This is a genomic window from Paraburkholderia sp. RL17-368-BIF-A (genome assembly GCF_046054045.1).
Lineage (GTDB): Bacteria > Pseudomonadota > Gammaproteobacteria > Burkholderiales > Burkholderiaceae > Paraburkholderia > Paraburkholderia graminis.
This window is the reverse complement of sequence record NZ_JARESN010000001.1, coordinates 470482-496040: the sequence shown is the minus strand read 5'-3', so window position 1 is coordinate 496040 and position 25559 is coordinate 470482. Positions and strand designations below refer to the sequence as shown.

General features: G+C 64.0%; 19 protein-coding genes and 4 pseudogenes. 16 read left to right on the top strand and 7 right to left on the bottom strand.

Annotated elements, in window-relative coordinates; all coding sequences use genetic code 11:
* Positions 1–141: 141 nt before the first annotated feature.
* Positions 142–537: pseudogene (locus P0D87_RS02185) on the bottom strand (transposase); the annotation flags it as partial.
* A gap of 408 nt (positions 538–945) precedes the next feature.
* Between P0D87_RS02185 and P0D87_RS02180 the strand changes: the two are divergent.
* From P0D87_RS02180 to truB, 9 genes are all read left to right on the top strand, one after another.
* Positions 946–1848, top strand: coding sequence for a LysR family transcriptional regulator (locus tag P0D87_RS02180; RefSeq protein WP_053857919.1), 903 nt, complete (start codon positions 946–948; stop codon positions 1846–1848).
* Between the two features lie 327 nt (positions 1849–2175).
* Positions 2176–3402: a pyridoxal phosphate-dependent aminotransferase gene (locus P0D87_RS02175; protein WP_053857920.1), complete on the top strand. Its 1227-nt coding sequence runs from the start codon at positions 2176–2178 to the stop codon at positions 3400–3402.
* Positions 3403–3743: 341 nt separating this feature from the next.
* Complete coding sequence (gene scpB, locus P0D87_RS02170) at positions 3744–4898, top strand: SMC-Scp complex subunit ScpB (protein WP_029969238.1); 1155 nt, start codon at positions 3744–3746, stop codon at positions 4896–4898.
* A 64-nt stretch (positions 4899–4962) separates the two neighbouring features.
* Entirely contained in the window at positions 4963–6867 is a 1905-nt protein-coding gene (gene rluB / locus P0D87_RS02165; RefSeq protein ID WP_053857921.1) for a 23S rRNA pseudouridine(2605) synthase RluB, read from the top strand.
* A gap of 481 nt (positions 6868–7348) precedes the next feature.
* The gene (gene rimP, locus P0D87_RS02160; protein ID WP_006052964.1) at positions 7349–7807 is read left to right on the top strand and encodes a ribosome maturation factor RimP; all 459 of its coding nucleotides are present in this window, start codon (positions 7349–7351) and stop codon (positions 7805–7807) included.
* Positions 7804–9279: a transcription termination factor NusA gene (nusA, locus tag P0D87_RS02155; protein ID WP_053857922.1), complete on the top strand. Its 1476-nt coding sequence runs from the start codon at positions 7804–7806 to the stop codon at positions 9277–9279. The genes rimP and nusA overlap by 4 nt, the downstream gene beginning before the upstream one ends.
* Positions 9280–9373: 94 nt before the next feature.
* On the top strand, positions 9374–12322 hold the full coding sequence (gene infB / locus P0D87_RS02150; protein ID WP_053857923.1) for a translation initiation factor IF-2: 2949 nt from the start codon (positions 9374–9376) through the stop codon (positions 12320–12322).
* A gap of 277 nt (positions 12323–12599) precedes the next feature.
* A complete protein-coding gene (gene rbfA / locus P0D87_RS02145; RefSeq protein WP_006053158.1) occupies positions 12600–12965 on the top strand; it encodes a 30S ribosome-binding factor RbfA in 366 nt (121 codons plus the stop codon).
* Positions 12966–13076: 111 nt separating this feature from the next.
* Positions 13077–14015: a tRNA pseudouridine(55) synthase TruB gene (truB, locus tag P0D87_RS02140; protein WP_053857924.1), complete on the top strand. Its 939-nt coding sequence runs from the start codon at positions 13077–13079 to the stop codon at positions 14013–14015.
* A 243-nt stretch (positions 14016–14258) separates the two neighbouring features.
* Here the strand turns inward: truB and P0D87_RS02135 are convergent.
* From P0D87_RS02135 to P0D87_RS02110, 6 genes and pseudogenes are all read right to left on the bottom strand, one after another.
* Positions 14259–14531: pseudogene (locus P0D87_RS02135) on the bottom strand (cation efflux transmembrane domain-containing protein); the annotation flags it as partial.
* Between the two features lie 815 nt (positions 14532–15346).
* Positions 15347–15679 (bottom strand): annotated as a pseudogene (locus tag P0D87_RS02130) (addiction module antidote protein); the annotation flags it as partial.
* 1 nt (position 15680) lies between these two features.
* Positions 15681–15976, bottom strand: a pseudogene (locus tag P0D87_RS02125) (type II toxin-antitoxin system RelE/ParE family toxin).
* Between the two features lie 66 nt (positions 15977–16042).
* Positions 16043–16669, bottom strand: a complete 627-nt coding sequence (locus tag P0D87_RS02120) for a dihydrofolate reductase family protein (RefSeq protein WP_053857926.1) — start codon at positions 16667–16669, stop codon at positions 16043–16045.
* A gap of 119 nt (positions 16670–16788) precedes the next feature.
* Positions 16789–17196 (bottom strand): hypothetical protein, encoded by a 408-nt coding sequence (locus P0D87_RS02115; RefSeq protein WP_029969247.1) that lies wholly within the window; start codon positions 17194–17196, stop codon positions 16789–16791.
* Between the two features lie 229 nt (positions 17197–17425).
* On the bottom strand, positions 17426–17620 hold the full coding sequence (locus P0D87_RS02110; protein ID WP_310034309.1) for a hypothetical protein: 195 nt from the start codon (positions 17618–17620) through the stop codon (positions 17426–17428).
* 29 nt (positions 17621–17649) lie between these two features.
* On the opposite strand from P0D87_RS02110, the gene P0D87_RS02105 reads away from it, so the two are divergent.
* From P0D87_RS02105 to P0D87_RS02075, 7 genes are all read left to right on the top strand, one after another.
* Complete coding sequence (locus P0D87_RS02105) at positions 17650–17931, top strand: hypothetical protein (RefSeq protein ID WP_149029170.1); 282 nt, start codon at positions 17650–17652, stop codon at positions 17929–17931.
* Positions 17932–18231: 300 nt separating this feature from the next.
* Positions 18232–18993: an enoyl-CoA hydratase/isomerase family protein gene (locus tag P0D87_RS02100; RefSeq protein WP_006053145.1), complete on the top strand. Its 762-nt coding sequence runs from the start codon at positions 18232–18234 to the stop codon at positions 18991–18993.
* A gap of 103 nt (positions 18994–19096) precedes the next feature.
* The gene (locus P0D87_RS02095) at positions 19097–20158 is read left to right on the top strand and encodes an ABC transporter substrate-binding protein (protein WP_053857928.1); all 1062 of its coding nucleotides are present in this window, start codon (positions 19097–19099) and stop codon (positions 20156–20158) included.
* 9 nt (positions 20159–20167) lie between these two features.
* On the top strand, positions 20168–21268 hold the full coding sequence (locus tag P0D87_RS02090; RefSeq protein ID WP_053857929.1) for an ABC transporter ATP-binding protein: 1101 nt from the start codon (positions 20168–20170) through the stop codon (positions 21266–21268).
* Between the two features lie 11 nt (positions 21269–21279).
* Entirely contained in the window at positions 21280–23061 is a 1782-nt protein-coding gene (locus tag P0D87_RS02085) for an ABC transporter permease subunit (protein WP_053857930.1), read from the top strand.
* Positions 23062–23087: 26 nt separating this feature from the next.
* Complete coding sequence (locus tag P0D87_RS02080) at positions 23088–24629, top strand: AMP-binding protein (protein ID WP_053857931.1); 1542 nt, start codon at positions 23088–23090, stop codon at positions 24627–24629.
* Between the two features lie 70 nt (positions 24630–24699).
* Entirely contained in the window at positions 24700–25542 is an 843-nt protein-coding gene (locus P0D87_RS02075) for an IclR family transcriptional regulator (RefSeq protein ID WP_006053140.1), read from the top strand.
* Positions 25543–25559 lie beyond the last annotated feature (17 nt).

Here is a 25559-nt window from a genome sequence, read left to right as displayed (position 1 = left end):
CGAGCGGCCCACGTGAACCGTAGCGGCCGCCCAGTTCCGTGGAAACGAGGCCGTCGGGAACAAGCCGCCGGGCGTGCGCCGGGCGGGTCCAGATAAGCTTCGGGCGCCCGCAGGCGCCCGGAGAAAAAACGAGGTTGCTTAGGCCATCTTCACCGGCGCGCGCCACGATTCCGGATTCGTCCAGAATGCGCCACGCAGACGGTCGCGGCTCGGCGGTGCGGGCGGCTTGGCTGCGGTTGCGCCGATGCGTCCGCGCAGCGAAATCTCGCGGCCGCTCGTGCCGAGTCGCTTCACAATTTCGGCGAGCGTGCCGTCGGCTTGCCACTCGTCGAAACGGCGGCGGCAAGTCGGCGGCGACGGATAGCGGCCCGGCAGTTTGGACCAGCCTTCGCCTGTCGACAGCACCCACAGCACCGCGTTGACGACCGCGCGCGCTTCGACACGCGGCCGACCGCGACGCTCGCTCCGTGCAGGCTCCGCACAGAACAACGCCTCGACCAGCGCCCACTCGTTGTCTCTCAAATCGTCGAACAGCATCATGTTTCACCTCAGCGAAGCTAACTCCGGTGCGCTGCCCCGCGCCGCGCACTCTCCATGCACTCGATAGGCGAGTGCCAAGGGGGTCGGGTTTGCCACGGTCTGCCATGCGGTCAGAAGTCGTGGCGCCGATCCTGTGAGCATGTCAATGCAGGATGTATGCCAAGTTGACTCCAACCGCCTCGAAGCCCCGTAACAGCGGGCCAGCGCGGGCGCTAGCTAGGGCCGTATGAGAATCCAAAAAACCCATCTCGCAAATCGGGACAATCACCAATCTTGTGCAACGAGGCCCGCAGGACGTGCGTTTGCGCCTCAATGCTGCATTGCAGCGAGTGCGTCGAAAGCCCGTGCCACCGCGCGCCGGCGCGTACAATGCGCATCAAAATATGCCATTGATGAGCCGAATAAATGAACGTCACGCTGCGCCAGCTAAGGGTTTTCATCGAGGTCGCGCGCCTGCAGAGCTTCAGCCGAGCGGGCGAGGAGGTCGGGCTGACGCAATCGGCGGTGAGCCGTTGCGTGCGCGAGCTGGAGGGCGAAATCGGCCTCAAACTGATCGACCGCACGACGCGCGAGGTGCAACTCACCGACGTCGGCGGGAATCTCGTCTCGAGCGTGTCGCGGCTCCTCGGCGATCTGGACGACGCGCTGCGCGAGATCCGCGAAATCGGCGAGCAGCGGCGCGGACGGGTGGTGGTGGCCGCGAGTCCGACCATCGCGTGCCGGTTGATGCCGGGCGTGCTCGCGTCGTGCGGCGAGCGCTTTCCTCACATTGCGCTGGGCTTGCGCGACGACGTGCAGAGCGACGTGGTGCGCAAGGTGAAGTCGGGCGAGGTGGATTTCGGCGTGATCATTGGGCCGTTCGCCGCCGACGATCTGCTGAGCGAATCGCTGATGACCGACTCCTTCTGCCTCGTCTCGCGCGACGATCATCCGCTTGCCCGCCAGAAGGAGGTCGCGTGGGCGGATCTCGAAGGCGAGCGGCTCGTGATGCTCGACTACGCATCGGGGAGCCGTCCCCTCATTGACGCGGTGATGCACGAGCACGGCGTGAACGCCACGGTGGTGCAGGAGCTCGGGCATTCGGCGACGGTGTTCGGTCTTGTCGAGGCCGGCATCGGCGTGAGCGTGCTGCCGTGGCTCGCATTGCCGTTGCCAGCGGGCGCTGCGCTTGCCGCGCGTCCTCTCGTGCCGCGGGCAGAGCGCACGGTCGAACTGGTGCGGCGGCGCGACCGCTCGCTGTCGCCGGCGGCCGAGGCGGTGTGGGAGTTGATCCGCGAACTGCCGTCGCGGGCGGAAGATCTGGTTTGAGGAGGGGGTTGGCCTGGATGCTTTTGAGCTCCCGATTGCGGGTGCGGTCGGTGCGGTCGGTGCGGTCGCCGAGGCTGAAGGGTGTGGCCCGGCGCACGGCGGGTTGCATTCGTCGTGGCGGACTTTTTCGACGCCTCAGCAGCACCAACGCGGTGTGACCTTCTTTCTCAATGCCTTGCCCCAACCCCCACCACTCATAACCGTGCTCGGCGCGACGTTTCACAACCGAACGCTGGGCTAAACTCCCGGCTGCGCTTCCCGACGACATACATCGCCTCGTGGCGCGCCAGCCCGACCTCTGCATTTCTTCTAACCTTGGAAGCCTTGATGAGCGAACCGGACCTCTCCGTGTCATCCATGCCCAACGCACGCGAGGCGGTGCGCGCGCTGCGTCCGTCGCAGATTCGCGAAGTGGCGAACGCCGGCTTCGGCGTCGCCGACGTGCTGCCGTTCTGGTTCGGCGAGTCCGACCGCGTGACGCCGGCCTTTATCCGCGATGCCGCCAGCGCCGCGCTGCAGGCGGGCGCGACCTTCTACACGCATAACCTGGGCATCGCGCCGTTGCGCGCGGCGCTCGCCGATTACGTCGGCGAACTGCACGGCGCCACCTTGCCGGACCACATTGCGGTGACGAGCGCGGGCGTCAACGCGCTCATGCTGGCGGCGCAACTGGTCGTGGGAGCGGGCGACCGCGTGGTTGCCGTTACGCCGCTGTGGCCGAATCTCGTCGAGATTCCGAAAATTCTCGGCGCTCATGTGGAAACCGTCTCGCTCGATTACGGCGAACGGGGTTGGCAGCTCGACCTGGCGCGCCTGCTCGCGGCGCTCACGCCCGACACGAAAATGCTGCTCATCAATTCGCCGAACAATCCGACCGGCTGGGTGATGAGCCGCGAGCAGCAGCGCGCGGTGCTTGCGCATTGCCGGCGGCACGGCATCTGGATCGTCGCGGACGAAGTCTACGAGCGCCTTTATTACCCGGACGCTTCCATCGAAAGCGAGGGCGCCGCTCCCGCCCGTACGGCGCCGTCGTTTCTCGATCTGGCCTCGCGCGACGAGCGGGTGATCTGCGTGAACTCGTTCTCGAAGGCGTGGCTGATGACAGGCTGGCGCCTCGGCTGGATCGTCGCGCCGACGCGTCTGATGGACGATCTCGGCAAACTCGTCGAGTACAACACCTCGTGCGCGCCGTCGTTCGTCCAGCAGGCCGGGATCGCCGCCGTGCAGCAGGGCGAGCGCTTCACGCAGGATCTGGTGCGCGACCTGAAGGCATCGCGCGACCATCTGGTGCGGGCGTTGTCTGCCGTGCCCGGCGTCGACGTTAAGGCGCCCCACGGCGCGATGTATCTCTTTTTCTCGATGACGGGCGCCTCGCGCAGCCTCGAACTGTGCAAGGCGCTGGTGCGCGAAGTCGGCCTGGGAATCGCGCCCGGCAGCGCGTTCGGTCCCGAGGGTGAGGGCTTTCTGCGCTGGTGCTACGCGTGCGACGTCGCGCGGCTGGATGCGGGCGTCGAGCGCCTGAAGCGCTTTCTCGCCAGGCATGCCGCGCTGTAGCTGATGCGGGAAAGACATGCGAGAGCTTCGCGTTCAATGAGCGCCTCTCACGGATGCACCCGCATTCGCGCATATGCACCAATGCGCCGGGCATGTTCTCCGGCGCCTGGCGGCGGTTGGCTTTACGCACCGGATGTTTTTGCGTAATATGGCGCTCAGTCACGCGATTCCTGTCCGGAATATCGCTGCTCCGTCCGGCTGGGTTTGGCTCGATAGTCTGTTTCGCCTCCCCCCGGTGCGTGCTCCCATCAATATGACCGATCAGAATCGGGCGAGCGCGTCTTCAGTTCCACATCGTCTGTTTGATCCGGTTCTTTGACCACAGGGTCTGACCTAGCTGCATGAATACCCAAGAGGCGAAGATCGTCCTCGAGACAGCCTTGATCTGCGCGCAGGAGCCGTTAAAGCTCGGCGATTTGCGCAAGCTCTTTGCCGACGGCGTGTCGGCAGACACCGTTAGGACTCTGCTCGAAGACCTGAAACAGGATTGGTCGGGGCGCGGTGTGGAGTTGGTCGGGCTGGCGTCGGGGTGGCGGTTTCAAAGCAAGCCCGCGATGCGTTCGTATCTGGATCGTCTGCATCCGGAAAAGCCGCCGAAATATTCGCGCGCGGTGCTCGAAACGCTCGCGATCATTGCATACAGGCAACCGGTCACGCGTGGCGATATTGAAGAGATTCGCGGCGTGACGGTGAACACGCAGGTCGTCAAGCAGCTTGAGGATCGCGGCTGGATCGAAGTGATCGGCCATCGCGACGTGCCGGGCCGCCCGGCGCTCTACGCGACCACGCGGCAGTTTCTCGACGACCTGGGCTTGCGCGCGCTCGACGAATTGCCGCCGCTCGCGGACCCGTCGGCGCAACTGAACGCGGACTTGCTCGGACAGCATGCAATCGAGTTTTCCGATGCGGACGCCGAGGTCGGCGAGACGCCGGCATCGAACGAAGAAGGCGAAGCGAGCGCGTCCGAACAGCCGGACATGGCTCACGCGGAAGCAACAAGCGGCGCGCAGCTCGCGGCAGGAACGGAAATCGCTGGCGAAGAGGCTCAGGGCGATCCGGCGCAGCAGGCCGATGGCACGCAAACGGGCATCGCGGCTGATGGCGTCGACACTCTTGAAGTCGCCGCGAATGAGGCTTTCGGAGCGCAACCCGACGTAGCACCAGAAGAAGCAAAACCCGCGGAGCAGGCGGACGTGATGAACGACGCGGAACACGCGGACAACGCGGACCGTGCGGAACACGCCCGCGAGGCCGGCGCCGAAGCGGCAAACGTTGCACCGCTGCCCGCCGCCGTGGCATCCGAAGAGAATCGCGATCCGGCCGCCAAGGCCGATCCGGCAGCAGCCGCACATGGTTCGGACGTTCTCCGCGACGCGGAGCATGCGGCCGGATCGAACCCGACCAGGGCGGCGCACGGCGATCAGGAAGATCGTCGCGACGCCGCACAGGACGCAGGCATTCTGACCGACGACGAAACCGAGTCGCGCAGCGCCTGACGTAACCGAACATTTTTTGCCGCGCCTGCAAGGGGCGCGCGCGACCTGACATTTTGAGGTTGTTTTGACACATACCCACGACACCGATTCGTCCGAATCCGAGCGCGCCGTGCCGTCGGCGCGCGCTGACGAAACGCGCACCACGCAAGCGTCGGCAGGCGAGCATGAGCGCCCGGCGCAGACCACGGAAGCAGACGGCGAGGACCGTCCGCGCCGCGGCCTGCGTCGCGGACCGCGCAGCCTGATCGCCCGGCGCCGTGCCGGCGCGAAGACGAAGGCCGTCGAAGGCGCGCCGGGGCAGGCCGCGCCGGTCGCCGGCGAGGCTGCGCCGGAAGGCGAAGCGGTGGCGCAAGCGCGTCCGCCGCGCAAGGACGCGGGCGCCAAGGGTCAAGGGCCGCGACGCAATGCAGGCGCCGCTAAACGCGAAGGGCAGCGCGAGGGTCAACGCGACGGCGCGCCGCGTGAAGGCGCCCCCCGCGAAGGTCAGCGCGAGCGTCAGCCGCGCGCAGGCGGTCAGCGGCAGAATCGCCGCGGCGGCGAAGCTCCGGCAGCAGCGGGCGCAGCGGCCGAAGGGAATCAGGATGATCTGTTCTCCTACGTCACGTCGCCGGCCTTCGATGCCGACAACAGCACGACGGGCGGCGTGCGCGCGCCGATGCTGCGCCGTGGCAAGCCGGCTGCGCCGAAGCGCGTGCTGTCCGCCGACGACGACGCGCCGAAGCTCCACAAGGTGCTCGCCGAAGCCGGCATGGGTTCGCGCCGCGACATGGAAGAACTGATCGTCGCCGGCCGCGTGTCGGTGAACGGCGAGCCGGCTCACATCGGCCAGCGCATCATGCCGACCGACCAGGTCCGCATCAACGGCAAGCCGGTCAAGCGCAAGCTCGCCAACAAGCCGCCGCGCGTGCTGCTGTATCACAAACCGACCGGCGAGATCGTCAGCCATGCCGATCCGGAAGGCCGTCCGTCGGTGTTCGACAAACTGCCGCCGATGAAAACCGCCAAGTGGCTCGCGGTTGGCCGTCTGGACTTCAATACCGAAGGTCTGCTGATGTTGACCACCTCGGGCGATCTGGCGAACCGGTTCATGCATCCGCGTTACAGCGTCGAGCGTGAATACGCGGTCCGCGTGGTCGGCGAACTGGCCGAAGGCATGCGTCAAAAGCTGCTGAACGGCGTCGAACTCGACGACGGCCCGGCGAACTTCCTGCGCATTCGCGACGGCGGCGGCGAAGGCACCAATCATTGGTATCACGTCGCGCTCGCCGAAGGGCGTAACCGCGAAGTGCGTCGTATGTTCGAGGCGGCCGGTCTGATGGTGAGCCGTCTGATCCGCACGCGTCACGGCCCGATTTCGCTGCCGAAGGGCTTGAAGCGCGGTCGTTGGGAAGAGCTTGAAGACAATCAGGTGCGCGCGCTGATGGCGTCGGTCGGGCTGAAGGCGCCGAGCGAAGAGCGCGGCGGCCGCAATGCGGCGCCTGAGCGCAAGCAACCCGATCCGATGCAGACGTCGATGGGCTTCATCAACCGCGAACCGGTGCTGATGTCGCATAGCCGCTTCGAGCAGCAGCCGCGCGGCCAGGGCCGGCGCGGTGCGGCAGGCGGCGGCTTCGGCGGCGGCGCGGGTGCGGGCACCGGGTTCGGCGGCGGCTACGGCAATCGCGGCACGGGTCGCGGCGCGGGCGGCGCTGGCGGATTTAGCGGAGGAGCGGGCGGCGCAGGCGGTGGTGCAGGCGGTCCGCGCGGCGGCCGCGACGTCGACGGCAACCGCGCGCCTTCGGGCGGCGGCAATCGGGCTCCTTCGGGCGGCGGCAAGCGCGCTGGCGGCAACGGTCCGAATGCGGGCGGCGGCAATCGTGCGCCCGCGGGCAACCGCGGCAACGCCAACCGCTCGGGTGGCGGCAACCCCAACGCCGGCGGTGCAAACCGTAGCGGCGGCGCACCGCGCGGCCGTTCGCGCGGGCGCTGATCGCGAGTGTGACGATCATTGCGGCCCGGCTTCATCGAGCCGGCCGCAAAGTGCCGTCTTAATCATTCAATCGACGGGCGTCGCGGTCGCTGACCGCGAGGCGTATGAAACGCCGCGCAGGCCGAACTCGGGCCACATCGCGCGGCGCCGCCTTGTAAAGTCCCGCAAGCGCCGCCATATCGTCGAAAGATCGCCATGAAATCAAGCGGGAATCCGCTTGGCGCGGCGCTCTGCGGTTTGCGTTTGTCCTGAAAAATGGCTACAATCGCGGAGTCGCTGGGCGTGCGGCTTTTCATGTGCGGCTCAGGTGCGACCACCGGTAATAAGATGATGGGCGTTTAGCCCATTTTTTTTTGCCGCTCAGTTCATCGTGGTTCGTCATCTCGGGTAGCACGAACGTGCGCCGGCCAGGCGCGCGGCCCGCATTGGTTGTTTGCAGAACAAGCGGCAGGCTCGCTGCGCGAACATCTAAGAGGGCACTGTGCAACTGACGGAACTGATTGAAACCACGGTCGTGGGACTCGGCTACGAGCTCGTCGATCTCGAGCGCACCGGGCGCGGCATGCTGTGTATTTATATCGACCAGCCTGCCGGCATCGCGATCGAAGACTGCGAGAAAGTCACGCGTCAGCTCCAGCACGTACTGACGGTCGAAAATATCGATTATGAGCGGCTTGAAGTATCGTCGCCGGGGCTCGACCGTCCGCTGAAAAAACTGGCGGATTTTGAACGCTTTGCAGGCAGCGAAGCGGTAATCACATTGAAAAAGCCATTGGACGGACGGAAATCGTACCGGGGTATTTTGCATGCCCCGCAAGGCGAGACCATCGGTCTGGAATTTGAAGGGAAGGAAGGCGCCGCGATGCTCGATTTCACGCTCGCGGACATGGACAAAGCACGCCTCGTTCCGAAAGTTGACTTTAGGAGCCGCAAACAATGAGTCGCGAAGTGTTGATGCTGGTGGATGCGCTGGCACGCGAGAAGAACGTCGACAAAGACGTGGTATTTGCCGCGCTCGAAGCGGCTCTCGCTTCGGCCTCCAAGAAACTCTTCGAAGAAGACGCGGACATCCGCGTCCATATCGACCGTGAAAGCGGCGAGCACGAAACGTTTCGCCGCTGGAAAGTGGTGCCGGACGAAGCCGGTCTGCAAGAGCCGGATCAGGAAATCCTGCTGTTCGAAGCACGCGAGCAGAAGCCTGAAATCCAGATCGACGACTACATCGAAGAACCGGTGCCGTCCATCGAATTCGGCCGGATCGGCGCGCAGGCCGCCAAGCAGGTGATCCTGCAGAAGGTGCGCGACGCCGAGCGCGAGCAGATCCTGAACGACTTCCTCGAGCGCGGCGAGCACATCATGACCGGCTCGGTGAAGCGCCTGGACAAGGGCAACTTCATCGTCGAAACCGGTCGTGTCGAAGCGCTCTTGCGCCGCGACCAGCTGATTCCGAAGGAAAACCTGCGCGTGGGCGACCGCGTGCGCGCCTATATCGCGAAGGTCGATCGCACCGCGCGCGGTCCGCAGATCGAACTGTCGCGTACGGCGCCCGAATTCCTGATGAAGCTATTCGAAATGGAAGTGCCCGAAATCGAACAGGGCCTGCTGGAAATCAAGGCGGCGGCGCGCGATCCCGGCGTGCGCGCCAAGATCGGCGTGGTCGCTTACGACAAGCGCATCGATCCGATCGGCACTTGCGTCGGCATTCGCGGTTCGCGTGTGCAGGCGGTGCGTAACGAGCTCGGTGGCGAAAACGTCGACATCGTGCTATGGTCGGAGGATCCCGCCCAGTTTGTGATCGGCGCGCTCGCGCCGGCAGCCGTCCAATCGATCGTCGTCGACGAAGAGAAGCATTCGATGGACGTCGTCGTGGACGAAAACGAACTGGCGGTCGCGATCGGCCGCAGCGGCCAGAACGTGCGTCTTGCCAGCGAACTCACCGGCTGGCAGATCAACATCATGACGCCGGACGAATCTGTGCAAAAGCAGAATCAGGAACGCGGTGTTCTGCGCGACCTGTTCATGGCGCGTCTCGATGTCGACGAGGAAGTCGCTGACATCCTGATCGACGAAGGCTTTACGAGCCTCGAAGAGATCGCCTACGTGCCGCTCAACGAAATGCTCGAAATCGAAGCATTCGACGAAGACACCGTCCACGAACTGCGTAACCGCTCGCGTGACGCGTTGTTGACAATGGCGATCGCGAATGAAGAAAAGGTCGAAAATGTAGCGCTCGACCTGAAGAGCCTGGACGGCATGGACGCCGACCTGCTCGCAAAGCTGGCCGAACATCAGATCCAGACGCGCGACGAACTCGCCGAGCTGGCTGTGGACGAACTGGTCGAGATGACCGGAATGGAAGAGGATGCCGCTAAGGCGTTGATCATGAAAGCACGTGAACACTGGTTCCAGTGAGAAATGACCATGGCGCACTAAATTGAACGCGGCCGTCAGGCCGCATGACCCGATGCTAACCGCAAGGAATCGGTCCTTGCATTAAGAGGAATGAATGGCGAGTAACAACGTAGCCCAATTTGCCGCGGAACTGAAAATGCCTGCAGGCGTGCTGCTCGAGCAGCTGCAGGCGGCGGGCGTCACCAAAGCGAGCGAAGCCGACTCCTTGTCCGAAACGGACAAGGCGCGTCTGCTCGACCACTTGCGCAAGTCACACGGCTCGACTGATGCAGACAAGCGCAAGATCACGCTGACGAAACGGCATACGTCGGAGATCAAGCAGTCCGATGCGACGGGCAAGGCTCGCACCATTCAGGTCGAGGTGCGCAAGAAGCGCACTTTCGTCCGCCGCGACGAAACCTCCGCTGAAGGCGGAGAGGCATCGAATCATGTGGCCGAGGCAGCGGAAGTCGACGATCTCGAACTCCAGCGCCGTGAAGAAGAAGCGCGTCATGAAGCCGAACTGCTCGAGAAGCAGGCTCAGGAACTGAAGGCACGTCAGGAGCAGCTCGAACGAGAAGAGGCCGAGCGCCAGGCGCGCGAGCAGGCTGCTGAAGCGGAGCGTCGCCGCGCGGAAGAAGAAGCGGCGAAGAAGCGCGCAGCGGCTGCGGCCGAGGTAACGGCTCGCGAGAAAGTGCAGCAGGCCACGCAAACGGCGAAGGTCGAGGCGGCGGCTGCAAGCGCGGCCGAACCGGCTGTCGCGAAAGACACCGAGCAGGACGACGAGCGTGCCGCAGCAGAACGCGCGGCACAACGCGAAGCGGCGAAGAAGGCGGAAGACGCAGCGCGTCAGGCTGCTGAAAAGGCGCGTGCCGAGCAGGAACAGATCGCCAAGCGCCGTGCCGCGGCGGAAGCCGAAGCGCGTGCGATCCGCGAAATGATGAACACGCCGCGCAAGGCGCAGGTGAAGGCGCCGGAACCGGCACCGAAGCCCGCCGAGCCGGCCAAGGCCGCCGAAGCGAAGGGCACGCTGCACAAGCCGGCGCGTCCGGCTGGCGAAGCGGCCGCGCGTCCCGCGGCCCGCAAGCCCGCTACCGCGGCTCCGGCTGCGACGACGATCACGCCGTCGGCAGGCGACAAGAAGAAGCCGGGCGGCAAGGGCGGCTGGCAGGACGACGCAGCCAAGCGCCGCGGCATCAAGACGCGCGGCGACACGAGCGGCGGCGTCGACCGCGGCTGGCGCGGCGGCCCGAAGGGTCGTGGCAAGCATCAGGACCAGAACACCACGTTCCAGGCGCCGACCGAACCGATCGTGCGTGAAGTGCACGTGCCGGAAACCATCACGGTCGCCGATCTGGCGCACAAGATGGCGGTGAAGGCGTCGGAAGTCATCAAGTCGATGATGAAGCTCGGCCAGATGGTCACGATCAACCAGATGCTGGACCAGGAAACGGCGATGATCATCGTCGAGGAACTGGGCCATCACGCGGTGGCGGCCAAGCTGGACGATCCGGAAGCCATGCTGGTGGAAGGCGAAGTGTCGGATGCGGAAGCACTGCCGCGTCCGCCGGTCGTCACCGTCATGGGTCACGTCGACCACGGCAAGACCTCGCTGCTCGACTACATCCGCCGCGCGAAGGTTGCAGCGGGCGAGGCGGGCGGCATTACGCAGCACATCGGCGCTTATCACGTCGAAACGCCGCGTGGCGTCATCACGTTCCTCGACACGCCGGGTCACGAGGCCTTTACGGCCATGCGTGCCCGCGGTGCGAAGGCAACGGACATCGTGATTCTGGTGGTCGCAGCCGACGACGGCGTGATGCCGCAAACGAAGGAAGCGATCGCCCACGCGAAGGCAGGCGGCGTGCCGCTCGTCGTCGCGATCAACAAGATCGACAAGCCGGATGCGAATCCGGACCGCGTCAAGCAGGAACTGGTCGCCGAAGGCGTCGTGCCGGAAGAATACGGTGGCGATTCGCCGTTCGTGTCGGTGTCGGCCAAGACCGGCTCGGGCATCGACGATCTGCTGGAAAACGTGCTGCTGCAAGCCGAAGTGCTGGAACTGAAGGCACCGGTCGAAGCGCCGGCCAAGGGTCTCGTCATCGAAGCGAAGCTCGATAAGGGTAAGGGTCCGGTTGCGACCATCCTCGTCCAGTCGGGTACGTTGAACCGTGGCGACGTCGTGCTGGCAGGCAGCGCCTATGGCCGCGTGCGAGCCATGCTGGACGAAACCGGCAAGCCGACCAAGTCGGCGGGTCCGTCGATCCCGGTCGAAATCCAGGGTCTGTCGGAAGTGCCGCAGGCTGGCGAGGAAGTCATCGTCATGCCGGACGAGCGCAAGGCGCGTGAAGTCGCGTTGTTCCGTCAAGGCAAGTTCCGCGACGTCAAGCTGGCGAAGCAGCAGGCCGCGAAGCTCGAGAACATGCTCGAGCAAATGGGCGAAGGCGAAGTGCAGTACATGCCGCTCATCGTCAAGGCCGACGTGCAAGGTTCGCAGGAAGCGCTGGTGCAGTCGCTGCTCAAGCTCTCCACCGACGAAGTGCGCGTACAGATCGTGCACGGCGCCGTGGGCGGCATCAGCGAGTCCGACGTCAACCTGGCAACGGCTTCGAAGGCGGTCATCATCGGCTTCAACACGCGGGCGGATGCTCAGGCTCGCAAGCTGGCCGAGTCCAACGGCGTGGACATTCGCTACTACAACATCATCTACGACGCAGTGGATGAGGTGAAGGCCGCGATGTCGGGCATGCTGGCTCCGGAGAAGCGCGAAGTCGTGACCGGTACGGTCGAAGTTCGCCAGGTATTCAAGGTGCCGAAGGTCGGCACGGTGGCCGGCTGTATGGTCACGGACGGTTTCGTCAAGCGCTCGTCGTCGGTGCGTGTGCTGCGCAACAACGTCGTCATCTTCACGGGCGAGCTGGATTCGCTCAAGCGCTTCAAGGACGACGTGAAGGAAGTCCGTCAGGGCTTCGAGTGCGGTATGTCGGTCAAGAACTTCAACGACATCGTCGAAGGCGATCAGTTCGAAGTCTTCGAGGTCACCGAAGTCGCGCGTACGCTGTAAGTCACGCGGCACGGTTCCAGGGGGCGGAGCGGGCATCAACGCCCGCTCCGCCCGTTGTTTTTGGGGCGGCCCGTTTGGGGCCTGCCGCTTGGGGCGACCCGCTTGGGGCGGCCCGTTTGGGCTCTGCCGCTTGGGGCCTTCCGTTTAGGGCTCTTCCGTTTCGGGCCTGCTGCTTCTGGCGCCGTGAGCGGCGCCGCCGCGCGAACGCCGCGATTTGTCCGGCACGCCCCGGCCGCGAACCATTTTTTGCATCCGTCACAACGGATCACACAACACCATGCCTAAAAAACGTTCTTCACCCAATCGCAACGTGCAAATCGCCGATCAGATCCAGCGCGATCTGTCGGAGCTGCTGCGCGAGGTCAAGGACCCGCGCATCGGCATCGTCACGATTCAAAGCGTCGAGCTGACGCCGGACTATGCGCACGCGAAGGTCTATTTCACGACCTTGACCGGCGATCCGCAGCAGACGCTCGCGGCGCTCACGCACGCGGCCGGCCATCTGCACAACCAGTTGTTCAAGCGCCTGCATATCCATACGGTGCCGACGCTGCATTTCCATTACGACAAGACGATCGAGCGCGCTGTCGAAATGTCGCGCCTGATCGACGAGGCTAACGCCAGTCGTGCGAAAGAGGACTGAGCGCTGCGTGGGGTTCTCGCGTTGCGCCGCGTGTTGCAACGGCCGCGGCGCAGCAACCCAGCGCACCTGACGCGCACCGATCCGGCTTCACTATCAAATTCCTCTTTCGACATGACCGCACCTCAACGCCCCCGCGTGCCGCGCCGCGCGCTCGACGGCGTGCTGCTGCTCGACAAGCCGCTCGGGTTGTCGAGCAACGACGCACTGATTCGCGCCAAACGCCTCTATCTGGCGAAGAAGGCGGGCCACACCGGCACGCTCGATCCGCTTGCCACGGGCCTGCTGCCGCTCTGTTTCGGCGAAGCCACCAAGTTCTCGCAGGATCTGCTCGAGGCCGACAAGACCTATGAGGCGACCATGCGCCTCGGCATTCGCACGACGACCGGCGACGCCGAAGGCGAGCCCGTCGACACGCGCGCGGTGACCTGCGACGAAGCGGCGGTGCTGGCGACCTTGCCCGGATTCCTCGGCAACATCGTTCAGATCCCGCCGATGTATTCGGCGCTCAAGCGCGACGGCAAGCCGCTCTACGAATACGCGCGCGCCGGTCAGACCGTCGAGCGGGAAGGGCGCGAGGTGACGATCCACGCGCTCGAACTGCTCGCTTGCGCGCTGCCCGACGTCACCTTTCGCGTCACGTGCAGCAAGGGCACGTACGTGCGCACGCTGGCCGAGGACATCGGCGAGGCGCTCGGCTGCGGCGCGCATCTGGTCGCGTTGCGGCGCACCGGCGTCGGCGCGTTGACGCTCGAGCATTCGGTGACGCTCGACGCGTTGTCGGACGCAACGGAAAGCGAACGCAATGCGTGGCTCCAACCGGTCGACGCGTTGCTGTCGACGTTCCCGTCCGTGCATCTCGACGAGGACGCGACGCGCCGCTTTCTGCACGGCCAGCGCTTGAAACTCGCGGAACTGAACGTTAGCCGCGAGGCGATGAACGCGTCGCGCGTGCGAGTCTACGCGGCGGCGCAGGGCCGCCTGCTCGGTGTCGCGAAGCCGGGCGAGGGAGTGCTTGCGCCCGAACGGCTCGTGGTCACGGCGGAAAACTAGGAACCAGGGTTCGGGGCGGCAACGCGTCTGACAGAAGTCGCGCAAGCGGCGCTTTGAAAAATCTGTCGGCGCGGCAATGTCCGCTTTGTAGAAACTTGAAGGCCCGTTGAGGGCCGACTTCTGCACGACGCGGACCGATCAATCGCGGCTTACTCGGCCAGTGCAACGTCGGACCGTGACCGGCCAGCTTCGGCCATTCGCTCGATCGAGTAGTTTGCCGCTTGAAAGGCTGTATGGCCTGAATCCAGTCCCAAAGCTGTAGGCACGGTTATCGGAGTTTCGCTTTGCATATCCGTATGCAAGGACCGCGATTCCGAGCGCTCCTGCATGGGTTGCCATGTGAAACCCATCAGCGAGCAACGCCATTGAGCCGGTGACGTACCCAGCGACTACCTCGCCGACCATCATGATGAACGTCAGTGCGACGACAGAGCGCGTCCGGCGTGCGTTCTCGTCGTGGGAGCTTCCTAAAAACGAGTGCTCGTGTCCGAGTGCCTGGTTCTTTGAGTCTGTCATTTCGTGTATCGCCGAATGGCTTCAATCAGTGCGTCAAGCCCGCTTTCTCGCTTTTTAGCGGTCAAGTCAGGGTGGGCAACATGCTCGCGGGCATGCGCCTGGATAATTTCGTCGAGAAGCCCATTCATTGCGCCACTGAGAGTTTCTGTTGCTGTGCGCTCAGGTCTCGATAATATTCAGGAACTGCCGGACGAGATCCAGAAGCACCGCAAGAAGTTCGGCACTGGTGGACGCCGTTGCTTCGGTATCCGAAGAAATCTGTCTGAAAGCGGCCGGCGTCGCGCAAGCCGTCTCCCTCTTCGACATCTGAGATCAAAGCGGACGTGGGTCGCAAGACGCACTGGTTGACCGCATAAAGACCGCGGCAGCGCCTCTCCAGTGAAGCGTCATAAGTCCATCCCGGTTCGCGCGACGCGATTCATCAGCTGCCGCCGGCGGAGATCGAGGTCGCCACTCTTCAACTGATCGAGAGGAGCTTTGGCGCCACGCGGGAGCAGGTCGTTCAGGCGGTATCACGTGGATTTGGTATCCGCAACACGAGCAGTCAGATTCGAAGCGTCCTTGAGCAGGCCGTCGACAGCATGGTCGCTCGACGGCAATTGAAGGAAGTCTCGGGAGTGTTGACTGCCGCGGAGGAATCGATGCGTTCAGTGTGACCTGCCGAACAACCAGCGGCATATCTAGTACATAGGAGACCGGTCAGCGCTGGAAGCGATTAAGCGTCAGGCGTGTGCTGCGCCGCTGGCTCGGGTCCGGCTCTTCGAGGTCGTGCTGCTTCCCCGTTTCGCGACTGGCCGTGGTTTCTTTGCCACTGCGGCCTTCGACGCGGTTTTGGCTTTTGCGGCTGCCCTTGGCACTGCCTCGGGCTTTGCCAACGTGAGGTGCAGGCCCATCGCCCCGATCACCTTCATGATCGTCGCGAACTCGGCATTTCCCTTGTTGGAGAGCGCGCGGTACAACGCTTCACGCGCGATGCCCGACTCGCGTGCGAGTGCCGTCATGCCACGTGCCTTGGCAACGTCGCCAAGTGCCGCCTGGATTTCGACCGGATCTCCACCTTCAAACGCTTGTGAGAGATACAGCCGGTAGTCGTTTTCATCCTTCAGGTACTTGGATGCGTCGAACTCCATCAACTCGCTGACTTTCATGTCAAAACTCCAACTCTTTCGCGATGACCTTGGCGCGCTTGATGTCTGCGGCCTGCGTGGACTTGTCGCCACCGCATAGGATGATCACCAGCACATCGCCACGCTGCGTGAAATAGACACGGTAGCCCTTGCCGACATCGATCTTCATTTCCGAGACTCCGTCGCCCACGGCACGCCAATGTCCAAGGTTGCCTAGCCGCGCCCGGCTGAGCCGACCGACGATCGCCGTCGCCGCCAGGCGGTCTCGCACGCGGGACAGCCAGTGTCGAATTCGGGCGTAATGATCAGCTTCGTCATGCTCGGATCGTAATCCATGGATTACGGAATATCAAAACGTTCGCGCTGGCATGCAAGCCCAGCAACCTAACCTTCCTCCCCAAACGCCCCAGTCCGCACCTCGCCCTCGCGCAAATACCGCGTGATAATCACCCCACGCGACGTCCCCACCGACTGCACCAGCCTGAACGCGCACGCCGCAGCGTCATCACCAAAAAGCCGCTTCCCCCGCCCAAGTATCACCGGATAGACAAGCAACCTCAGCTCATCCACCAAACCGGCAGCGAGCAATTGCCCCACCATATTCCCACTACCAAACGTCAACAAATCTGCCCCATCTTCATCTTTGAGCACGCGCAGCGCATCGACCAAACCGCCCTCAAGCGCATGACTGTTTTGCCACTCGAGCGTCTCCGGCCGATGCGTAGCCACATGCTTGCGCACGCTGTTGAACAGATCGGCGATGCCGCGACTCGGCGAACCAGCCGGCACCTGCGGCCAATGCGCCGCGAAAATGTCGTAGGTGCAACGTCCGAGCAGCAATTCGAAGGGCTTTGAGAGCAGTTCCTGCACATATCCGCCGATGGCTTCATCGCCATACGGCACGATCCAGCCGCCGAGGCGAAAGTCGCCGCTGAGATCTTCGCGCGGACCGCCGGGCGCCTGAATGACGCCGTCCAGACTGATGAATGCGGAAACAGTGAGCTTGCGCATGGAGTTCTCCAGGTTGACGGACCGGATCGGCCCATCCATACGACGAGCGAGTCGTATCACGATCGACAACCAGGCGACATCCTTGCACCGTCGATCGAGCCCCGCGCTGCCTCACCGCTTCATCGGCTCAATTCCGCGGACTCGCGTCGATCGGGACGCTTCTGGTCTCGCCGGTCGACGCTCGGTCCTGGCGGCGCGGACCCCGCGCATGCCTCGAGCGCGACCGCCGCACGTTTTGCAAGCTCAACGGTTTCGTTACACGCGACCACGTCCCTCAGCAGCTTGCAGCGAGCGCCGCCGCCGAGCTTCGACAACATCGTGCGCAGCTTCGCGAGCGCCGCTTGCGGCGAGCCGTTGTCCGAAATGAGCGAAGCGACGTCGAACGCGCTGCCGGCGGGCGTCGTGATCACCGTCGGACAACTCGACGTGGCGTCGGCGCTGGACACGAAGAGCGCCAGCGTCAGCCCGATCGTGCCCGCGCGCAAACTGCCCGGACCCTCGAAACACGCATTCATCGATACCGTCATGGCTCACTCCCGGTCGTCTTCACTCACTGCGATACGGATCGCGCGGCATGGTCCAGTATCGGCGGGGCACTTTTCATTTCGCTTGCGAGCGTTGCCAGTAAGCGCGTCATCGCTCGCGACGCCGCCGCGCCAGCGCCAGCGCTTTGTGGTACTTGCGCCGCGTATAAGCGCAAGCGTAAAGCGCCAATATCAGACCGACGCGACCGTCGCGGATCTTCCCCTTGCGAACCTACCACTTCACGAACGCGCCGAGCGGGCTGATGCAACTCTTGAGCCACAGCATCGCAGCCGGGTCGTTGCTGTCGAGCAGATCGATCGAAGCGAGATCGGTATAGAGATCGAGCTTTTGCATCATCGCGGCTGTGGTCTCGAACGTATGATGAACGAGCGGCGCTTCAGTCCGTCCGCCGCTTGCATGGCCCATCAGCGTTTCGTGCACGCTGTGGCGCTGAAATGCAAAGCGTCGCGTCGCTTGCTATTTCGTCGGCTGCCACGGCCGCTGAGACCGGTTCGCGTTTTGCCGTCCGGTCGCGAATGCAGGTTCAAAAGCAAGCTTCCGGCCTGGCCGCTCGACGCGCCGCGCCCGACGTCGGAGTGGATCGTTGTTTTTTCGCGACCTGCACAAAACGCCGCATGCGGGAACAGCACGCGCCAGAAGCATTTGACGGCACAACGCTAACCATTCATACGAAATACCCGATTTCCAGCGCGGGTAAACATGGCTACGATTTGTAAGGCGTCAGCGTTCCCAAACGTTCGGCGTGTGTGTTTGTTTTTTGGCCGCAGCTTTGTCTGCGGCTTTTTTCTATGCGCCTCGCAGTCGCAAGTCTCTGCGTTCGTCAGACGCCTTTGATCTGACGACAGGCGGCGCGCCTTCCTCCTCGCAACACGACTGAGTCTATCCCGGCGCCCGCGCTTCACGCGCACCCGCCCGGTTTTCGTCGACCTCTCCATCTCTCTGGTAAACCCGGTTGCATCATGATTTTGACGCGCATATATTGCTATACACCATCAACTATTGCGATGCGATAAATCATGAGCAATGACGTGCTGTTCTCGAATCACGGCCGCGTCGCGGTCATCACCCTGAACCGTCCCGAGCGCCTGAACGCGTGGACGACGCCGATGCGCGAGACGATCATCGACGCGCTCGAGCGCTTCAACCGTGACCCGGAGGTCGCGGCGATCATCATGACGGGCGCGGGCAATCGCGCGTTCTCGGCGGGCCAGGACCTGTCGGAAGCGCATGATTTCGACGGCGAACGCGCGGTCGCGTGGGTCAAGGAATGGCAGCGTTACTACACGGCGCTGCGCAGCCTGTCGAAGCCGCTCGTCATGGCGCTGAACGGCACGGCCGCCGGCTCCGCATTTCAGGTGGCGCTGCTCGGCGACATTCGCGTCGGGCATCCCGGCGTGCGCATGGGGCAGCCGGAGATCAACGCGGGCATCGCGAGCACCACGGGCCCGTGGATCATGAACGCGATGCTCGGCATGTCGCGCACTATCGAGCTCACGCTGACCGGCCGTTTGATGGAGGCGGAAGAGTGCCATCGCATCGGCCTCATTCATCACCTCGTCGACGAAGACAAGGTGTTCGACAAGGCACTCGAAATCGCCACCGAACTCGCCGCGAAGCCGCCCGTCGCGATGCGCCTCGACAAGCAGCGTTTTCGCGAAATGACGGAGCCGGGTTTCATCGACTGCATCGAAGCGGGCGAGCGGATTCAGCGCGAAGCGTACGACTCCGGCGAGCCTGCACGCATGATGGAAGAGTTCTTCAGCAAGCGCGCGAAGTAGCCGCCGCGAACGAAGCTCGCGAATCAGGCCTGCGAGCAGGCCCGTCCCACAGCAACCGCAAGTCAGCCGTTCCAATCTCAACCGTAGTGCGGAGACCTGAACAATGACGCAAGACTTCAACGCGGCGCGCCGCCGCATCCTTCACGGCGCGGGCGCGCTTGCCGTGGCGAGCGCATTGCCGCTCGCCGCGCGTGCGCAGGCCAAGCAGATCGTGGTGTCGGACCCGGGCGGTCCCTACACGACCGCCTATCGCGAAGCGTTCTACGATCCGTTCGAGAAAGCGACGGGCATCAAGGTCGTGAGCGTCGCGCGCGAATCGCAGCCCGTTGCCCAGTTCGCGGCGATGGTGCAGACGAAGAACTACGTGTGGGACGTCACCACGCTGACGCTCTCCGCCGATATTCCGTACCTCGAAGCACAAGGTCTGCTCGAACCGATCGGCCTGAAAGCGAGCGATTATCCGGAGCTCATGCCCGAAGCGATCACGCCGAACTGGCTCGGCGTCGACGTGTATTCGACGGTGCTTGCGTATCGCGCCGACAAGTTCAAGGACGGCGGCCCGAAATCGTGGGCCGACTTCTGGGACGTGAAGAAATTCCCCGGCCGCCGCTGCCTGCGCCGCAGTCCGCTCGACACGCTCGAACAGGCGCTGCTCGCCGACGGCGTGCCGCTCGACAAGCTTTATCCGCTCGACGTCGACCGCGCGTTCAAGAGCCTCGACAGGATCAAGCCGCACGTCAACATCTGGTGGACCTCGGGCGCGCAGGCCATGCAGGCGATCCAGAGCGGCGACGTCGACATGATCTCGACATGGAACGGCCGCGCGCAAGCCGCGAAAGACGCGGGCGCGCCGGTCACGATCGTGTGGAATCAGGGGCTGTATTCGATCGAAGGCTGGGGCATTCCGAAGGGCACGCCGCGCGCCGATGCGGCGAAGCAGTTCGTGCGTTTTTGCGCCGACGCGAAGCGCCAGGCGCTGCTCACGCGCACGCTCGCCTACGGGCCGACCAACAAAAAAGCGTTCGAGACGATTTCGAAAGAGCGTGCGACGTTGCTGCCCACGGCGCCCGACAATCTTCGCGACATGCGGCTGCCGAGTCCGCAATGGTGGGAAGCGAACCGCCAGAAAGTCACCGAACGGTTCAATTCGTGGATCATTTCGTAAGGACGCACGATGAGCTCCAAACTCGAGGCGATAGGCATTGCGAAGCGCTACGGCGAGGCTCTCGCGCTGGAACCGACGGATCTCGCCGTGCAGGCAGGCGAATTCCTGACGCTGCTCGGTCCCTCGGGTTCGGGCAAGACGACGCTGCTGCAGATGATCTCGGGGCTCGTCGCGCCGAGCGCGGGACGCATCGAAATCGACGGGCGCGACGTCACGCACGTCGAGCCGGGCAAGCGCGGCATCGGCATGGTGTTCCAGAGCTATGCGCTGTTTCCGCACATGAGCGTGTGGGACAACGTCGCGTACGGTTTGCGCATGCGCCGCAAGTCGCGCGACGAAGTACGCGCGGCTGTGGACAGCGCGCTCGCGATGGTGCGCATGACCGACTACGGGAAGCGCTTTCCGAAGGAACTGTCGGGCGGGCAGCAGCAGCGCATCGCGCTGGCGCGTTGCTTCGCCTACCGGCCGTCGGTGATTCTGCTCGACGAGCCGCTCGGCGCACTCGACAAAAAATTGCGCGAGCACATGCAGGGCGAAATTCGTCGCTTGCATAAGGAGCTCGGCGCAACGTTCGTGTACGTCACGCACGATCAGGACGAAGCGCTCACGCTGTCCGACCGCATCTGCCTGATGAATCAGGCGCGCATCGAGCAGGTGGGCACGCCTGCCGATCTGTACGACCGTCCCGCAACGCGTTTCGCGGCCGGCTTCATCGGTCATTCGAATCTGCTCGAAGGCGCGATCGACGACACGCGTGGCGCGAGCGGCGAACCGATCCTGCTCGCAGCCGGCGGCCGCATTCCATTGCCGATGAACGCAATGAACGCGATGAATACGATGAAGGCGGCGAACGGGAAGGGCGCGGCTTCCGGTGCGCGCCACACGCTGCTCGTGCGGCCCGAAGCGCCGCGGCTCGTCGAGCCGCGCAGCGGTTTTGTCGACGGCACGATTGCGGACGTCGTGTTCTTCGGCAGCGACACGCGCGTGCAGCTCGCGATGAACGACGGCAGCGAGCTCACCGTGCGTTGCGAACGCAGTCTGTCCCCGCGTATCGGCGACAAGGTGGGCCTCGTGTGGGACCCGTATCGCACGACGCTTCTGCATAGCTGAAAGGGATCGGAATGACCATCGCTCTTCACGCGCATCGCGAAAACGAAGCCTCGCGGCGCGGCCGTTCGATGTGGCTCGCGCGCTGCCTGCGCTTTCTGCCTATCGTGCCGACGCTGCTGTTTCTGCTCGTGTTCTTTATCGTACCTGTCGGCGAGATTCTGCAAGGCGGACTCGTCGGTGCGGACGGGCAGATCGGGCTCACGCAGTTCGAGCGCATCGCGCGCACGCCGGTTTACGCGAAGGTTTTATGGATCACCTTCGCCATTTCGTTCATGACAGCGGCGCTTTCCATCGTGCTCGGCTATCCGGTCGCGTATCTGTTGAGCCGTCTGTCGGAGCGCGCCCGCGAACGCTGGCTGCTGTGGGTGATGCTGCCGTTCTGGACCAGCTATCTCGTGAAGACGTATGCGTGGATGCTGCTGCTGTCGAAGACCGGCGTGCTGTCGACCATCGCGCTATCGCTCGGTCTCGTGAGCGAGACGAGCGGCACGATTCCGTCGCTGACCGGCGTGCTGATCGGCATGGTGCATTCGATGCTGCCGCTCGCCGTGATGACGATGCTGCCCGTCATGCGCGGCATCGACGACCGTTTGACGCAAGCCGCCGAAACGCTCGGCGCCGAACGCAGCACGAGTTTCTTTACCGTCTATCTGCCGCTGTCGTCGCCCGGTGTGGCGGCAGCGGGCCTGCTCGTCTTCATCTCGAGCCTCGGCTTCTTTATCGTGCCCGCGCTTCTCGGCTCACCGAAGGAAACGATGATCGCGCAACTCGTGATCTCGTCGGTGCTCGAGCTTTTCGACATGCGCTTTGCCGGCGCGCTCTCGACCGTGCTGCTGGTCTGCTCGATCGTGATCTTCTTCATCTACGACCGGATGGTGGGCCTCACGTCGCTGACCGGCGAAGTCGCCGAGCGTCAACGCGGCTCGCGTGCGCAAGGATTCAAGCTCGCGCTGCTGATGACCGCGGGACGCGTCTTCGCACCGCTGACGATGCGCCGCAAGGTGCACGCCGGCGAAGCATCGCGCGCGCTCGGCCCGCTGGGTTTTTACACCTGTGTCGTGATGCTCGTGCTGGTCGTGCCGGTGCTTTCCGTGATCCCGTATGCGTTCACGAAGAGCGACTACATCGCGTTTCCGCCGAAGCTCTTCAGCATCCGCTGGTTCGGCACGTTCATGGATTCGCCGGTGTGGCAAAGCGCAGTGATCCGTTCGTTCGAAGTGGGTCTCGGCACCGCGCTGCTGTCGCTGCTGCTCGGCTTCGGCGCGACGCTCGCGATGACGCGCATGCCGCGCCGCGTGAGCAAGCCCGTATTCGCGTTGCTGGTTGCGCCGCTGATCGTGCCGCGTATCGTGGTGGCCGTCGGTTTGCTGTATCTGTTCGCGCGCTTTGGGCTGACGGGCACGAACCTCGGCCTCGTGATCGGCCATACAGTGCTCGCTATTCCGTATGTCGTCGTGACGCTGGCCGCAGGCTTCCAGCGCTTCGACTGGCGCCTCGACGACGCCGCGCGCGTGATGGGCGCGTCGCCGTTGCGGCGCATCACGTCGATCGTGTTGCCGCTCCTCATGGCAAGCGTGACCGCCGCGTTCCTGTTCGCATTCCTCGTTTCGTTCGATGACCTGACTATCGCGATCTTCGTCTCCGGCGGCATTAACTCGACGCTGCCCAAGCAGATGTGGGACGACATCCAGCTCGCCATCACGCCGACGCTCGCGGCCGTGTCGACCACGCTCGTGATACTGATCGCACTCGTCGTCGCGGTTTCTTCCTGGCTCAAGCGCAAGGCGCGCTAATTTTCGGTCATTCAACCGGTTCACACATGCATCGTTATCCAGAATATTTTGCTCACCGGCACGCAAGCGACGAGCTCGACTGTGTGCCGCTGCTCGCGGCAGGATTGCGCCGCGATCCCACGCGCACCGTCGTGCATTTCGAGGATCACGCGATCACCTGCGAAGACGCTTCACGGCACGTCGCGCAGTTACAGCGCTGGTTCGGCGAACGCGGTCTCGTACAGGGCGATCGCGTCGCCGTGATGCTCGGCAATAGTCCCGAACACATTCACCTGATTTACGCGCTGCATGTGAGCGGGCTTGTGTGGGTGCCCGTCAACACGAAGCTGCGTGCAGCGGGCCTCGACTATCTGCTGCAACACGCACAGCCCAAACTCTTCGTGATCGACGATGAATTCGACGCGGTGACCGCGCAACTCGATTGCGGCGCGGCGCAACGCACGCGTCTGCCTGCGTTCGATGCAAGCGACACCCATGCGGCGTTCGCGACGCCCGCGATCGGCGTGCACGATCCGCTGTGCATCATCTACACATCGGGCACGACGGGCGCGCCGAAGGGCGTCGTCTTCACGCACCGGATGATGCGCATCGCGAGCGAGGCGGCGCTGCGTGTCGCCGATGTGTGCGACGGCGACCGGCTGTTTCTGTGGGAGCCCCTGTGTCACATCGGCGGCGCGCAAATGCTGCTGCTGCCGTTCCTCGAGAACGTGACGTTGCATGCGGTGCCGCGTTTTTCGGCATCGCAGTTCTGGCCGCAGATCGAGCGCGCGGGCGCGACTCAGTTGCATTATCTCGGCGGCGTGCTCGACATTCTGATGCAGTTGCCCGAGAGCGAGCAGCCGGCGGCGCACACGCTGCGCGTCGCGTGGGGCGCGGGTGTGAGCGCTGCGTCGTGGCAAGCGATTCAGGCGCGGCTCAAGGTGTCGCTGCGCGAGTGCTACGGCATGACCGAATGCTCGAGCTTCGCGACCGCCAATCTCACGGGAAAGCCGGGCTCGATCGGCCGCGCGTTACCGTGGATCGACATCGAGTTACTCGACGAAAACGGGCAGCGCGTGCAAGACGGCGAAGCCGGCGAGATCGTGCTGTCGAGCAAAGTGGAGGGCACGTTTTTGCCGACGTATCTGAACAATCCCGATGCGACGAAAGCCGCGCTGCGCGACGGGCGGCTTCACACCGGCGATCGTGCACGGCGCGATGCGGACGGCGATCTGTTCTTCATCGGCCGGCAGACGGACAGCATGCGCGTGCGCGGCGAGAACGTGTCCGCATGGGAAATCGAGCGTATTTTTGCGGCGCATCCGGCGATTCGCGCCAGCGCGGCAATTGGCGTCGCGTCGGCAATCGGCGAGCAGGATATTCTGCTCAACGTCCAGTTCAAGGACGAAGCGGTCGCGTGGCCGGCGTTGCACGCGTGGGCGCAAGAACGCCTTGCGAGCTTCCAGTTGCCGCGCTATTACCGCGCGGTCTCAGCGTTCGAGTTGACCGCGAGCGAGCGCGTGAAGAAGCATCTGCTGTCGCGCAACACCGAAGACGCGTGGGACCGTCTCGCGACGGTCACGCAATAGTTATCGTATAGAGGTGGATTGTTAGGGCTATGCGATAATTTCCCGTTCGAACCAGACAGACACTGACGTGATGAGCGACGAGCCCAAAGCCGCACGCAAGCGCAACACTTCGCAGGCAAAGCTGCCCGCGGAGGCAGCCGACCCGAGCGCGTCGCCGCTTTACGTGCAGTCGGTCGAGAAGGCGATGAAGGTGCTCACCGCGTTCGACGGCAGCAAGCGTCAGTTGTCGCTCTCCGAGATTTCGGCGTCCACGGGCTTCGACATGAGCGCGACACAGCGCTTTACTTACACGCTCGCTGCGCTCGGCTATCTCTTCAAGGACGCGGACAGCCGCAAATACGAACTGTCGCCGCGGCTTCTCGACTTCACCTATCACTATCTGACGTCGAACGATCTGGTGAGCCGCGCGACGCCTTATCTGCAGCAACTCGGCTCGGAGACGGAAGAGGCGACCAACCTCACGGTGCTGGACGATACGGACATTGTGTTCGTGCTGCGCATCGTCAGCCGCAATGTATTCAACGCGCACGTCATTACCGGCTCGCGGCTGCCTGCGTATTGCACGGCGCCGGGTCTCGCTATTCTTGCGACGCTGCCCGACGGCGAAATCGACGACATTCTGTCGCGCACGAACCTCGTCGCTTATACGGCTTCCACGGTTTATCAGCCGCGCAAGATCAAGGAGCGGATCGTGCAGATCCGCAAGCAGGGCTACGCGCATACGGAAGACGAGTACTTCGTGAGCGATATTTCGACGGCGGCGGCTATTACGAACGCGCACGGACGCGGCATCGGCGCGGTGAATATCGCCGTGGCGCGCTCGCGCTGGCAGGCCGATCGCGACGAAAAACGCTTCGCCGATCTCGTGATTTCGACCGCTTCGGCTATTTCCACGCGTCGGCGGATCGAATAACCGCGCCTGTTTCCGCA

Bases quoted from the DNA above. Each gene is read 5' to 3' on its own strand.
- truB (WP_053857924.1), top strand. From the start codon at position 13,077: ATGACCGCACCTCAACGCCCCCGCGTGCCGCGCCGCGCGCTCGACGGC.
- rbfA (WP_006053158.1), top strand. From the start codon at position 12,600: ATGCCTAAAAAACGTTCTTCACCCAATCGCAACGTGCAAATCGCCGAT.
- infB (WP_053857923.1), top strand. From the start codon at position 9,374: ATGGCGAGTAACAACGTAGCCCAATTTGCCGCGGAACTGAAAATGCCT.
- P0D87_RS02085 (WP_053857930.1), top strand. From the start codon at position 21,280: ATGACCATCGCTCTTCACGCGCATCGCGAAAACGAAGCCTCGCGGCGC.
- P0D87_RS02180 (WP_053857919.1), top strand. From the start codon at position 946: ATGAACGTCACGCTGCGCCAGCTAAGGGTTTTCATCGAGGTCGCGCGC.
- P0D87_RS02120 (WP_053857926.1), bottom strand. From the start codon at position 16,669: ATGCGCAAGCTCACTGTTTCCGCATTCATCAGTCTGGACGGCGTCATT.
- P0D87_RS02080 (WP_053857931.1), top strand. From the start codon at position 23,088: ATGCATCGTTATCCAGAATATTTTGCTCACCGGCACGCAAGCGACGAG.
- P0D87_RS02105 (WP_149029170.1), top strand. From the start codon at position 17,650: ATGCAAAGCGTCGCGTCGCTTGCTATTTCGTCGGCTGCCACGGCCGCT.
- scpB (WP_029969238.1), top strand. From the start codon at position 3,744: ATGAATACCCAAGAGGCGAAGATCGTCCTCGAGACAGCCTTGATCTGC.
- P0D87_RS02095 (WP_053857928.1), top strand. From the start codon at position 19,097: ATGACGCAAGACTTCAACGCGGCGCGCCGCCGCATCCTTCACGGCGCG.
- P0D87_RS02100 (WP_006053145.1), top strand. From the start codon at position 18,232: ATGAGCAATGACGTGCTGTTCTCGAATCACGGCCGCGTCGCGGTCATC.
- P0D87_RS02115 (WP_029969247.1), bottom strand. From the start codon at position 17,196: ATGACGGTATCGATGAATGCGTGTTTCGAGGGTCCGGGCAGTTTGCGC.
- P0D87_RS02175 (WP_053857920.1), top strand. From the start codon at position 2,176: ATGAGCGAACCGGACCTCTCCGTGTCATCCATGCCCAACGCACGCGAG.
- P0D87_RS02075 (WP_006053140.1), top strand. From the start codon at position 24,700: ATGAGCGACGAGCCCAAAGCCGCACGCAAGCGCAACACTTCGCAGGCA.
- nusA (WP_053857922.1), top strand. From the start codon at position 7,804: ATGAGTCGCGAAGTGTTGATGCTGGTGGATGCGCTGGCACGCGAGAAG.
- P0D87_RS02090 (WP_053857929.1), top strand. From the start codon at position 20,168: ATGAGCTCCAAACTCGAGGCGATAGGCATTGCGAAGCGCTACGGCGAG.
- P0D87_RS02110 (WP_310034309.1), bottom strand. From the start codon at position 17,620: ATGGGCCATGCAAGCGGCGGACGGACTGAAGCGCCGCTCGTTCATCAT.